The organism is Janthinobacterium silvisoli, assembly GCF_014200725.1.
Classification (GTDB): domain Bacteria; phylum Pseudomonadota; class Gammaproteobacteria; order Burkholderiales; family Burkholderiaceae_D; genus Janthinobacterium.
In genome coordinates this window covers 1-12,807 of sequence record NZ_JACHCL010000001.1, presented here as the reverse complement: position 1 = coordinate 12,807, position 12,807 = coordinate 1, and the positions used below count along the sequence as shown (strand labels likewise).

Annotated in this window: 9 protein-coding genes and 1 pseudogene; 4 read left to right on the top strand and 6 right to left on the bottom strand. The window is 59.0% G+C overall.

The genetic code is table 11. The features are described 5' to 3' along the window. Positions 1-240 precede the first annotated feature (240 nt). Entirely contained in the window at positions 241-1,422 is a 1,182-nt protein-coding gene (locus HDE75_RS00050) for a chymotrypsin family serine protease (RefSeq protein ID WP_183678821.1), read from the top strand. Positions 1,423-1,525: 103 nt separating this feature from the next. Continuing rightward, positions 1,526-1,843 (top strand): hypothetical protein, encoded by a 318-nt coding sequence (locus HDE75_RS00045; protein WP_183678819.1) that lies wholly within the window; start codon positions 1,526-1,528, stop codon positions 1,841-1,843. 62 nt (positions 1,844-1,905) lie between these two features. Here the strand turns inward: HDE75_RS00045 and HDE75_RS00040 are convergent, their stop codons facing one another. After that, entirely contained in the window at positions 1,906-3,342 is a 1,437-nt protein-coding gene (locus tag HDE75_RS00040) for a catalase (RefSeq protein WP_183678817.1), read from the bottom strand. Between the two features lie 302 nt (positions 3,343-3,644). Continuing rightward, positions 3,645-4,346 (bottom strand): annotated as a pseudogene (locus HDE75_RS00035) (GNAT family N-acetyltransferase); the annotation flags it as partial. A gap of 132 nt (positions 4,347-4,478) precedes the next feature. Here HDE75_RS00035 and pdxR point away from each other — a divergent pair. Next, complete coding sequence (gene pdxR, locus HDE75_RS00030) at positions 4,479-5,921, top strand: MocR-like pyridoxine biosynthesis transcription factor PdxR (protein WP_183678813.1); 1,443 nt, start codon at positions 4,479-4,481, stop codon at positions 5,919-5,921. On the opposite strand, the gene HDE75_RS00025 is transcribed toward pdxR, so the two are convergent. From HDE75_RS00025 to HDE75_RS00010, 4 genes are all read right to left on the bottom strand, one after another. Then, positions 5,918-6,610: a tetratricopeptide repeat protein gene (locus HDE75_RS00025; protein ID WP_183678811.1), complete on the bottom strand. Its 693-nt coding sequence runs from the start codon at positions 6,608-6,610 to the stop codon at positions 5,918-5,920. The two genes, pdxR and HDE75_RS00025, sit on opposite strands and share 4 nt — an antisense overlap. Positions 6,611-6,687: 77 nt before the next feature. Then, positions 6,688-8,805 carry a bifunctional 2',3'-cyclic-nucleotide 2'-phosphodiesterase/3'-nucleotidase gene (locus HDE75_RS00020; RefSeq protein WP_409254921.1) on the bottom strand — a complete coding sequence of 706 codons (2,118 nt, stop codon included), beginning with the start codon at positions 8,803-8,805 and terminating at the stop codon, positions 6,688-6,690. Positions 8,806-8,889: 84 nt separating this feature from the next. Further along, the gene (locus HDE75_RS00015; protein ID WP_311735133.1) at positions 8,890-10,068 is read right to left on the bottom strand and encodes a GGDEF domain-containing protein; all 1,179 of its coding nucleotides are present in this window, start codon (positions 10,066-10,068) and stop codon (positions 8,890-8,892) included. A 494-nt stretch (positions 10,069-10,562) separates the two neighbouring features. Next, the gene (locus HDE75_RS00010; protein ID WP_183678807.1) at positions 10,563-11,201 is read right to left on the bottom strand and encodes a hypothetical protein; all 639 of its coding nucleotides are present in this window, start codon (positions 11,199-11,201) and stop codon (positions 10,563-10,565) included. A gap of 223 nt (positions 11,202-11,424) precedes the next feature. Here HDE75_RS00010 and HDE75_RS00005 point away from each other — a divergent pair, with 223 nt between their 5' ends. Beyond that, the gene (locus HDE75_RS00005) at positions 11,425-12,783 is read left to right on the top strand and encodes a hypothetical protein (protein WP_183678805.1); all 1,359 of its coding nucleotides are present in this window, start codon (positions 11,425-11,427) and stop codon (positions 12,781-12,783) included. The last annotated feature ends 24 nt before the right edge of the window (positions 12,784-12,807 follow it).

Here is a 12,807-nt window from a genome sequence, read left to right as displayed (position 1 = left end):
TCCCATCCGTGCAGTGGCCAGGCCCTCGATTCCAGCCTTACCTCTCAGTATAGGGAGCTAAGGAGGCCAACCCCTGCCGCACGCCTGATCTCGCTCAAGCAAAAAGGTGGAACTATTTGTATGGTTGTTTTGAAACTATTTCTGATGTACTCAGGTCGTCGTAGCCTTGAATCCAGATCAATATCGGCGCTCCTTAGCGGCCCACACTGCTGATGGGAGACCACCCGCGAGGAGAACAAAATGATGGGCAATGAGCAAGGATTCAGCACGCCACCCGGAGGCGGCACCGGCAAGGCGCAAAGCGCCGATGATGAAGAAGCCGTGGGACAATTTTCGCTACCCGGCGAGAGCGAATTCGGCGTGGAGAGCGCGTCCGTGACGGAAGTCCAGGATGCCCTGGCCGGCGTCGGCATGGAGTTGCTGGAGATGAAGCGCAGCATCGAAGACGGCATGCGCGCGGCCATCGTGCAGGCGGCTGGCGTACGCGCCGCCGATGCGTTCAACGACGCGGGCAATATCCAGGGCGTGTCGATCGGCCTGGGTGAAGGCGCCAGCCATAGCTCGTCGGGCGAGCCTGGCCTGCCGGCACTGACCTTGTATGTGGCCGAGCCGACTTCGGTCGACCGGGCCAAGGCGGCCATCGTGTCAGCGATGGGCATCCGTGCCATTGCCAGCGATAATGTGCCCATCAACATCGTCGTCACCGGTGTGATCGACGCCCAGCCGCACCGTTTTCGCCTGCGCCCGGCACCGGGCGGCGTATCGGTAGGGCATTTCCGCATCACGGCTGGCAGCATCGCCTGCCTGGCGGTGGGCCGCAGCGCGCCGCGCAACAGCCGCCTGATGATCCTCAGTAACAATCATGTGCTGGCCAATTCGAATGGCGGCGCGTTTGGCGATTGCATCGTGCAGCCAGGCTCTATCGACGGCGGAAAATGTCCTCAGGACCAGATTGCGACCCTGGAACGTTTCGTGCCGATCAATTTCAGCGGTGGCGTCAACTTTGTCGATTGCGCCACCGGCTGGGCATGGCCAGACCGCGTGCGGCCCGAACTGGTGTTTCTCAGTGGCGGCGTGCCGGCCTATTTCCGCATCAGCAGCGCGCTGGTGGCGCCGGCGCTGGGCATGCTGGTCGGCAAATCCGGGCGTACCACGCAACTGACGCAGGGGCGCATCACGGGTCTGGGGGCGACCATCAATGTCAATTACGGCAGCGGCAGGATCGCGCTATTCCAGGACCAGATCGCGATCCAGGGCTTGAACGGCGCCTTCAGCGCGGGCGGCGATTCCGGTTCGTCGATCTGGACCTGGAACCAGCAGCGCAACCCGGTCGGCCTGCTGTTTGCCGGCGGCGGCAATATCACGTTTGCCAACCAGATGCGGCGGGTGGTGTTAGCGTTAGATATCAACCTGTACACCTGAGCAAGCGTCGATGGGCAGGGTAGCATCCCGGCTTGCGCAAGCGCCTGTTTTGCACCATGATGAAGTGTTGTCGGCAGCGTTGCGCACGACAGAGGAGGAAAACATGTCAAAAAGTAAATTCATGCAAGATCCTTATATGCTGGCCGAAGACGCGGCCATGCCTTACCTGCCCGACAGTGGCGGCATGGTGGCGCCCTCCGTCGCGCACGGCAGGCTGGAAGCGGCGAAGCGGCGCAATGAGCGCGCCCTGATGGCCATCGAGGGTGTGGAAGGTGTGAGCCTGGGGCAAAACATGCGTGGTGAGGAAACCATCGTGCTATATGTGCGCGATGCCTCCGTCCGGCAGCGCGTGCCGCACCAGGTGGAGGGCTATGCCGTGGAAACGAACATTACGGGCCAGATCGATATCCTGCAGGGCTAGAGATATCCATCGTCTGCAAGAACCGGCGTCTGAACGACGCCGGTTCTCGCAAATGCTGATGCTTACTTGCTCAGTCTGCCAATCGCTTCCGCCACGCCTGCGCCATAGGCCGGGTCGCACAGGGTACAGTTGCCGATATGGCGGGCCTTGACTTCGGGTGACGCGCCGGAAATGGCGCGCGCCGTGTTCTCGAACAGCACTTGCTGCTGTGCTGGCGTCATCAGTCGGAAGAGGGCGCGCGGCTGCGAATAATAATCTTCATCGACGCGGTGGTTCCAGTGGTCGGCCGCGCCTTCGAGACTCAATGGCGGTTCGCGGAAATCGGGCTGTTCAGCCCATTCCTGCTTGCTGTTCGGTTCGTACGCCAGGGTGCCGCCCAGGTTGCCATCGACGCGCATTTGTCCATCGCGGTGATAGCTGTGAAATGGGCACTTCGGGGCGTTGACGGGAATGTGGGCATGATTGACGCCCAGGCGGTAGCGCTGCGCATCGCCATAGGAAAACAGCCGTCCCTGCAACATCTTGTCGGGTGAAAAGCTGATGCCTGGCACTACATTGGCCGGGTTGAAGGCCGCTTGCTCCACTTCGGCAAAGTGATTTTCTGCGTTGCGGTTCAGTTCCAGCACGCCCACTTCAATCAGCGGATAGTCGCCGTGCGGCCACACCTTCGACAGGTCGAAGGGGTTGAGGTGGTAGGTGCCTGCCTCTTTTTCGGGCATGATCTGCACGTACAGGGTCCAGCGCGGGAAATCCTTGTTTTCGATGCTTTCATACAGGTCGCGGTGTGAACTTTCGCGGTCTTGCCCCACCAGCGCCTCGGCTTCCGCATCCGTCAGGTTTTGGATTCCCTGCTGGGTCTTGAAGGTGAACTTGACCCAGAAACGCTCATTTTGCGCATTCAGGAAGCTGAAAGTATGGCTGCCAAAGCCATGCATGTGGCGGAAACTGCGCGGCAAGCCCCGGTCGCTCATGACCACGGTCACCTGATGCAGCGCTTCGGGCAGCGAAGTCCAGAAGTCCCAGTTGCTGTTGGGGCTACGCAAACCGGTGCGCGGATCGCGCTTGATGGCGTGGTTCAGGTCGGGGAACTTCAGCGGGTCGCGCATGAAGAAGACGGGCGTATTGTTGCCGACCAAGTCCCAGTTGCCTTCTTCCGTATAAAACTTCAGGGCGAAGCCTCGGATATCGCGTTCCGCATCGGCCGCGCCCCGCTCACCAGCCACCGTGGAAAAACGCGCAAACATCGGCGTGCTCTTGCCCACGGCTGAAAAAATCTTGGCGCGCGTGTAGCGCGTGATGTCGTGCGTGACGGTAAACGTGCCGTAAGCCCCCGATCCCTTCGCGTGCATGCGGCGTTCAGGGATGACTTCGCGGTCGAAATGGGCCAGTTTTTCCAGGAACCAGACATCTTGCAGCAGGGCGGGACCACGTGGCCCCGCGGTCTGGATGTTTTGATTGTCGACGACAGGCGCGCCAGCGGCGGTGGTGAGCTTTTTCATTGGACTCTTTCTGAATGAGAAGGGCAACGAACCGGCCTGATGCGCACGCGCGTTGTGACGCTTATCTCCGCGCCTTTCCCCTACCTGCTCTTTAACACTGGCTGGGATGCGTGAAGCTCACCGGGCTGGTCCAGAATGGCAATTTCTAAAAAGCAATTTCAGTGTAATCCTTTCCGGGACCGACAGCATCCCGGCGCCGCCATCGAAGGCAGCAAACCCATCATAGCCTGACGACGATATCACCCCCAACACGATTGACGCAGCGCAATGAATGTTAATTAAAATGACTGGCTGCAGCGCTCCCGCATGCTGGCCAGCGACTGTCGCTGGACTCCGTCGGCCAACATATTGTCTGGCGCCAGCCATTGCAGGAAAGCAGAGCGCAAGGCCGGCCACTCGCTGTCGATGATGGAAAACCAGGCCGTGTCGCGGCTTCGGCCCTTGTAGACGCTGGCCTGGCGGAAGATCCCTTCGAATTGAAAGCCCAGACGCAGCGCCGCTTGCCGCGATGGCGCGTTCAGGTGGTCGCACTTCCATTCATAGCGGCGGTAGCCCAGGGTGTCGAAAGCATGGCGCATCAGCAGGAACTGGGCTTCGGTGGAAATCGGCGTGCGCTGCAGCCTGGGAGAAAACATGACGTGGCCCACTTCGATGGCCCCATTGGCCGGGTCGATGCGCATCAGCGCCAGTGTGCCCACGGCGCGTCCGCTACGCAGCTCGATCACGGCAAAATGCAGCGGGTCCATGCTTTGCGCGGCCAGTTCCGCATAGGCACGGTAGCCGGCCGCATCCGTGAACGGGCCGCTGACCATATAGGTCCAGCCCCTGTGATCGGGCGCCTGTGCATAGGCTTGATACAGGTCGCTGGCGTGGCGTCCGGCGTCGAGCGCTTCCAGGCGGCAGTAACGCCCCTGTAAACTGATGCGTTCAGGACGGGGGCGGGTAGTCCAGTCGGGGAGCGGGGCGCCTATCGGCTGCTGCAGTTGGTTGAAAAAGGAAGACATGGTGCGCTTTCTACAGGATGGCACCGGCACCATGCCGGCTCCAGATAGGCACGATACGGCTATCGAGGCACCATAACAAGATCCACATCCTGTATATTTGATGGTGCCACAGACTAGCTCACGATCAATGTCATGCATCCACAAACCTTTTTGGAACTGCCGCTGTCGCGCGCTGCCGACGCCGCTCCCTTGCAGCGCCAACTGCATGCACGCCTGAAGACCGCTATCCTCGGTGGCGAATTGCCAGCCGGAAGCAGCCTGCCCGGTTCACGCGCCCTGGCCGCTACCCTGGGCATTGCGCGCAATACTGTCAGCGCGGTCTATGATCAATTGGCCGTGGAAGGGTATGTGCTGGCGCGCCGGCAAGGCACGCAAGTGGCGGCCCAGTCGCACCGGGAAGAGCGGCCGGCGCAGTCAGCGGCGCCCGTGCTGGCCCGGCGCGTGGCGCAGTTTACTGCACCGTTGGCGATGCACAGGCCGGCGGCGCTGCGGCCGGGCGAACCGGCGCTGCCGCAATTTCCGCTGGCCGCCTGGCGCCGGGCCCTGGACGTGGCTTATCAAGGCAACACGGCAGCACTCGGCTATGGCGATCCGGCCGGTGAGCCTGCCTTGCGGGCGGCGATTGCCCGCTACCTGGCCGTCGCGCGCGGCGTGCGCTGCAGCGCGGAACAGATCGTCATCACGGAAGGCGCGCAGGAAGCGCTGACCTTGTGCGTGCGGCTACTGACGAATCCCGGAGATATTGTCTGGGTGGAAGATCCTGGCTACCGCGGCATCAAGGCGGCCATGCAGGCGGGCGACTTGCGGATCTTGCCGATGCGGGTCGATGGACACGGTCTGACGGCCACGCCCGAGGATTGGCGTGAGTACCCGCCGCGCCTGGTGTATACCACGCCGGCCCATCAGTATCCGCTGGGTGCGGTGCTGCCCGTGCCGCGCCGTTTGCAGCTGATAGCAGCGGCGCGCGCGCATGGCGCGTGGCTGATCGAAGATGATTACGATAGCGAATTTCGCCACGCCGGTGAACCGGTGGCCGCCATGCAGGGACTGCCTGGCGATGGTCCCGTGCTGTATGTAGGCACCTTCAGCAAGACCATGTTTCCCGCGCTGCGGCTGGGTTTCCTGGTGCTGCCGCCAGCGTTGTTGGCCGTGGCGCAAGCACCGTTGGCGGCGATGTTGCGCGGCGGACACCGTCACGAGCAGCTGGCCATGGCGCACTTTATCGACAGCGGCCAGTATGCGCGCCACCTGGGCCGCATGCGCAGGCTGTACCGTGCCCGCCAGCAATCCTTGCGCGCGGCGCTGGTCCATCACTTTGACGTGCCGCACACGGTAGAGGGCGGCCATTGCGGCATGCACCTGACCGTGCGCCTGCCGCCAGCCTTTCCCGACAGCGTCATTGCCGCCGCGGCCCAGGCTTATGGCATGGCTGTTTCGCCCTTGTCCGGCTTTTCACTGGCGCCGAAAGACGAAGACAATGGCCTGGTGATCGGTTATGGCAACACGGCACCCGAGCTATATGGGTCCTTGCTGGGCAGGCTGGCCATGCTGGCCCGTCAGGCAAGCACTGCCTAGAACTTATTCCAGTTGTTATGCCGGTGTTCGGTTGCTTCCTTCAATAAATGGCTGGCGTGCAAGGCATCGTCCGCTTGCACGGTCATTGCCAGTTCCTGCAGGGCGGGCGGGTATTCGTGGTGGGCCGATTCTTCCAGCAGCGCGCGGCTTTTGAGCAGGTCGGGTGTTACGCCGCGGCCCTCGCGGTAGGCGTTGTACAGCAAAAACATGGCGTGGGCATTGCCCAGTTCGCTGGAAACGGCCAGCCAGCGGGCGGCCTCGGCCTGGTCTTGCGGCACACCTTCGCCATTGGCCGCCAGCAAGCCCAGCATTAGCGCCGCTTTGGCATGCTTTTGTTCGGCCGCCTGGCGGTACCACCGCCAGGCTTGCCCGGGCTGTGTTTGCCGCAGCATCTGGCCCAGTTCGAAGGCCGCTTCCGTGTCGCCGGCGCGGGCCGCCTGTTCAAACAGCTGCAAAGCTTCGTGGCGGCGTTCGGCACGGGGCTGGTAGACCAGCGCCAGTTCGCGCTCGGCCACGGGCAAGCCCTGTTTGGCCCAGTGGCGCACGCGGTGCTCGGCCCTGGCGTCGCTGGCCTGGCGCGCCTGCATGGCGCTTGCCTCGATTTCGGCCGAGGTTGGCGGCGTGGATGACTGGCAAGCGGCCAGCGTGGCGGCCAGCGCAAGCGCGGTGAGGGACAGATAATGTTTCATCGTAGTCTGCTTCCTGGAATCGGGGACTGGAGCAGGCATGCAGCCTGCCCCGGCCTGTTTTACTTATTTACTTAGATCTATTTGCTCAGGTCAATTGCATATTTGGCAAAGCCGCTGGCGTCTAGTCCGCCTTCGGCCACCACGTTGGCAATTCCGCTGCCTTTGGCCAGCGCCAGGTGGCCGGGGGCCGAGCGAAGGATCACGGGGCCGCTGGTTGCTGTCTTGACGAAGCTCCAGCTGCGCGCGCTGCCATTCGCCGCCAGGGTCACCTTGCCACCCTTGCTGCTGAGGGCGGCCAGGTAATTGCTGACGACAGCCTGGTTGGCGTCCGGCGACTTGATGATGGTTTTGCTGCCATCGATGCCGGGCACGGCGCCGCCACCACCGGCGCGGTAGTCGTTGGTGGCGACGATGAAATCATCGCCGTCCAGCACTGGCGCGCCCTTGTACGTCAGGTTGACGATGCGGCTGCCGGCTGGCTTCGTCACGTCGATCTGGTACGTCAAGGCATTGTTTTCCGCGTAGAACACGTCGTAGTTATAGATCGTGCCATACGAGGGCACCAGGTCTTGCTCGGCCGTTTTGCTGGGGTCGATCTGGGCAAACTGCTTGGCCGACGTTTCCAGCCAGGCACGCAAGTCCGAGCCCTTGATCTTCACGGCTTGCAGATTGTTATTGCTGTACAAATACAAGTCGCCAGGATTACGCACTTGCAAGCCGACCGGTGCGGCCGGCGTGGCGCCAGACGCCACGTCCGTGAAGTCGGACGGCCCGTTGCGGCCCGCCTTGAATGGCGCGCTGCAGGAAATCACGGGGATGTTCTTGTAGCTGGCGAGGGTGGCATCGGTGCTGGTGGCGATGAAATTTTTCACATAGTCCAGCTGTGCCTGGTTGACCAGCTGGATCGCGCTGACGTCGCCCGCCAGCGCGAAATAGGCCGACATTTCGAAATCCGTGCTGATGCCCAGCGGCTGTCTGGCGTAGGCAATGGTGGCGGCGTGTTCGGTGGCGACCAGCGGTGCGATGGCGGGGTCGGCTTGCACCAGGGTGGTGCCATCGGTGTACTTGAAGCCGCGCGATTCCACGCTGGTCTTGGTTTGCTGCACCACCCACCGACCGCCCTGGTAGGCCAGGGTCATCTTGATGATACCGAGGCGACGGCCCCAGCTTTGCGCCATCACCGTCGGCACGCCATTGACGAAACCGTTGACGGGGTCGATCTTGGCGCTGGCCGGGAAGGAGGCGAACGAAGCGTCCAGCGCGGCCGCGCCTTTTTCCTTGCCTTGCGGGAAAATCAAGTGCGAATGGCCTATCATCAGCGCATCGATGCCCGTGGTGGTCAGGTGGTAGCTGCCGTTTTCCATTTTCGGGCTGTAGGAGCTGGTGTCCAAGCCGCCGTGCGACAGGGCCACCACCAGGTCGGCGCCCTTGCTGCGCAGCTCGGGCACATATTGCTTGGCCGCTTCCTGCACGCCCGTCACGCTGACCTTGCCTGCCAGCACTTTTTGATCCCATTCGAGGATTTGCGGCGGCACAAAACTCATCACGCCCACATTGATCTTGACCTTGAGCTTGCTGCCATCGGGCGCGACGGCGGCGAAATCGCGGGGCAACAGCACATAGGGCTGGAAGATAGGCTTGCCGCTGGCTACGCCAACCACGTTGCTGAGCACGGATGGATACGCTGGCGCGCCACAGGTGCCGGCAGGTTTTACCACGCCAGGTATGCCGAAATCGGTATTGGTAATTTGCGACAGGAAAGGCAAGCCATAGTTGAATTCGTGGTTGCCCATGCCGCCTGCGTCATACTTGAGCGCATTCATGGCCTTGTGTACGGCCAAGGTGCCGGAACAGGGCACGGGCGTGGCGACGGCTTGCAGGTCGGCCAGCAAGGTGCCCTGGATGACATCGCCATCGTCGAGCAGGATATTGTTTGGATTTTCCGCGCGCGCGCCCTGGATCAGGGTCGACGTGCGGTCCAGGCCCAGGCTGGTATCTTCGGCCAGCGCATAGTAGTTGTAGCCGAGCACATTCGAATGGATGTCCGTGGTTTCCAGCAAGGCCAGGGTCACTGTGGTGCCCTCTGGAATGGCTGGCGTTTGTGGCGTATTGGAACTGCCGTTACAGCCAGCCAGGCCTACGCCAGCCAGCGCCGCGACCATTGCGGTCACCATCGAATTTGTTTTCATTGCCATCCTCACAAAGATTCAAAGGACGCGACTGTACCGCTGCGATATGACGGCGCGATGACAGTCTGGCAAGGTGCATGGATGCTGGTGTTATACGGGATACCAGGCCAGCGTACAGCCGCGTCCATGCGACTTGGCCTGGTACAGGGCAATGTCTGCGCGCTGCAGCATGCTCTCGATGGTGTCGCTCTCGATGCCGGTGTTGACATCGCGCTGGCACATCGCAATGCCGGCGCTGTAGGACAGCGCGAAGCCCAGCTCTCCCGCCGAGTGCTGCTGCAACCAGAGGCGCAGCCGTTCGTCGTAAGCCTTCACCGCGGCCAGGTCGGCACAGTTGAGCAATACGCAGAATTCTTCGCCGCCATAACGGCAGAACAGGTCGCCGGCGCGGCTCACGGCCCGCAAGCCGGTCACGAAAAGCTGCAAGGCCCGGTCGCCAACGGCATGGCCGTGCGTGTCGTTGATCTGCTTGAAGTAATCGAGGTCCAGCATCAGCACGCCGACAGGCTGGCGGTAGCGCAAGCTGCTGGCCAGATCGATGCGTGACTGCAGCAGCCAGGCACGGCGGTTCAAGGCGCCCGTCAGGCCGTCTTGTGTCGCCAGGCGTTCCAGTTCGCGCGCCATCTCGTCGCGGTGCGCCAGCAGGATGGCCACCACGGACAGCACCATCATCGCGTTGGATGACAAGGCAAATATCTGGTTGACCAGGTGGGGTGCATAGAAATTCGGAAATTCGGCCGTGTAAAATGCGCCCAGCACGCCGCGCAAGGCCAGCACCACCATCTGTACCGACAACGATATGACCAGTAACCAGCGCCAGCGTCCAATCGGTATCTGTGGGGTGCGGCACAGGCTCACTATCACGGTGGCAATCTGCAAGGCCAGCAAGCCGTTGGACCAGCCGACCCGAAATGCATAGTGGGAAAAGCCGATACCATAGCCGGTGGTCATGAGGACGGCGATGATGGCGGGAACGTAGGCGGTCGGCTTGCGGCCGCACCATAGCTCGAAGGCCATGGCATTGAATACCATGCCAGACGATACGCTGGCCATCGCCAGGATGGATAACAGCTGGTCGGCCCAGCCACCCCGCTGGCAAGTGCTCGATAACAGCAGGAAAATCCAGCCTGCCGTTTGCAGCATGATCCCAGTTTGCGCGTAACGCGCCGCCCGGTTTTCCCGCCCCATGAAATAAGGCAGGGCCACTGCCATGATCAACAGATTGAGTGTCATGGTCATGAACAGGGACGATACGTCGATTCTCAGCACTCACACCACTTTCAAAAATCACTACAGCGCTACCGCGTTATCACAAGCGCTATCAGCCTCGACGGTTACGCAACTTGGGCATGAAGTCTACTGTTATTTGGCATAAAAAACCATCTTTGTCAAATCAAGAGCGAGCTGACCGCCTCATATGTACGATTTTTCTATGGAGGGGGCTGATATACGAATTCTTGATAATGGACATAGATCTCTCTTTTGATAAAAATTTGGTGGTCATGGGCACAAAAAGCGCGGCGGAGCACACCTTTCCGCTTTCTGTTGAAAACCTAAGGAACTACCGATTAATTGAGGTTTTCGTTTAAACTTCGCACGTAAGACTTTGATTTTTAAAGCGACGAATTTCCAGGAATTGAATTAATCATTGCTTCTATAGGGTTCGCCGGTTTTACGAAATACCTAGGGCTTGGTCCAAGTTGCCACGTATGATAAACGTAATACCATTCAGTGTTCAGCCTAAGTATCGGATTTAATATTGCTCAAGCCCAGCGCTTAGCTTTTCTCGCTGGCCTCCAGATGTGTACGCTCATTCCCTTTGGCGACATCCCTTCCAATTGATAGCCGGAACGTTCAAATAGTTCAGCCATTCGTCTGGAAGGCCTCAAACATCGACCGACCAAGCAGGTTTTCTTTTTCTCCTGTACCCAGCTTTTAGCAAATCTGTCGACGTGAGGCCAGCACTTAAATCCTCGAAGTTCCGGACGAAACCAGAGGAAAATTAATTCTCCAAACGATTCGGGGGCTATATTTCGATCATTGTGGTCACGTAGCCAGAGAACCCCAATGGAAATTTCATCAACCTTAATAATAAAAATGTCGTCAACGGGCCTTGTTGGCGGTTGACCTGCAATGAACGGATGTTGATGTGGCCCGTGCTTTTTCTCTCTCTTCGAGACGCTTAAACATTGTTCGATAAAACGTATTACGTCTGAAGTCTGGGCGACCGTACCTTCGGATGTGGCTCTGCTGTACGAGGTCACTAAGAATTCGGCGTCAGCGTCGGACGCCGATACAATCCGCAGCGGTTCCCCTGCATCCAATTTGGCTTTTGATATGGTTAGGTCATCGTTTTGCTTAGGTGGCCTGAAAAATTTAAAAATGCTCGATAAATACACCATTCATTCTCCGCAAACGGCGCTGCTAGGTTCACTATCTCGAATATGGTACGGTCGTTTCAAAAAAGTAAGAAGGAAAATTTGAGTGTGACAATTGGTGTAAATTTGATTGAGTAAAAAATGTACACTCAGGAAATAGATTTATATTTTACATCAAATTTTTGCGGGGTATATATTGGCAGTTAGATGCAGACTAGTAGCGGACGTACTTCGGGAAGTGGGATTAATGCCAACGGAACTTGAGGTACTTGCGCCGACCCATCAGAGCTATCGGGGATTGTTGCTGCAGCCGTCTGGTCCCATTTTTGCCGATGAGCGACGAATTGGCCACTGGCTGGGAAGTGATGGCGCTTTGCGCTGTAAGCGATTTCTCACGTTAGCCGCGGAAAGAGGAAATCAGCTCGCGGTTGCTCCCGAATATTGTGTGCCGATTGAGACTCTAGAGGCGTGCATTTTTGAGGAGGTGTTTCCCCAAGCCCGGGCGATATGGATACTGGGATGTGAAAGCCTGACTCCGTCCGCGTTGAAGCAGTTCACAGCAAGTGTGGCGGGACGGTGCACAGTCATTCATGAACCCATTGATGGGCCAGCTGTCCAAGGCACCTACTATGACGCTGTGGCGTATTGTTTTTGTACGAACGACGCGACAGGAAATGCCAGAAAAGTGGTTATTTTCCAGTTCAAAACTGGCCCATCCCGCGACCCGCATTTTCTCGAGAACGAGCATCTCAAAATCGGCAGCGTCATCTATCAATTTAAGAATGCCGACAATTTGCTTGGTCTTTCGGCAATAATCTGCTCCGATGCTTTTACTCTGCCGCAGAACCGTGATTTGTGCCGACAGCTAACAGACCGAGCTACCCTAGTCCATATCCAGCTCAACCCCAATCCGCGCCATTTAGATTATCGTCAATACCGTGCCGACACGTTTTCTAAGCAGCCAGGCCTTTCCAATTGCGACATCATCTGCTTGAACTGGGCTCGGAACATATTGCAATATGGCCATGGTGACGAGGAGGAAAGATGGAATAACATCGGCGGCTCCGCATGGTATTTACCGCACGACCGTTGCTCGACTCATGACGAGGAAGTTCTTCGAAATGATTCGCGTGGCCTTTATTACGCGCTTCTTGAGAAGCGACGCCATGTGCTTCTTTTTCATTACGACGAGGCGGTGTTCGAGCTGACTGTCCCGAAAGTTGTGAACGATGGCCCTGCGGTACAAGCTAATACAATCGGTCCGGTTGTTAGCGCGCGCTTAACTTGGGATTCTCTCAATTCGGGCTGGCAAGAGGACAACAATAGTCCAGATGCCGGATTTACGGAGTTACTGGCCGGGGACCCCATCGTCACTGAGGCCTTTGCGCCTCTCTTGGCGGCAGAAGATAGGTTGAGTATCGAGCGTGCGATTGCGCTTAGCTCCGGACAGGCTGAACTGAATGAGTCCTGGCATGTTGTCGGCAAGTTAGAGGCATTCCAAATGAAGCCCGACGAGGTCGTGTATCGAACGACGTTTTGTAGTGGTCAACCCATCCCGGACACTACGTTAAGTTTTTCTTCGGTGACGGCCGGTGCCAATCCGTGATTGAACTGATGTGGCCGTATCCAG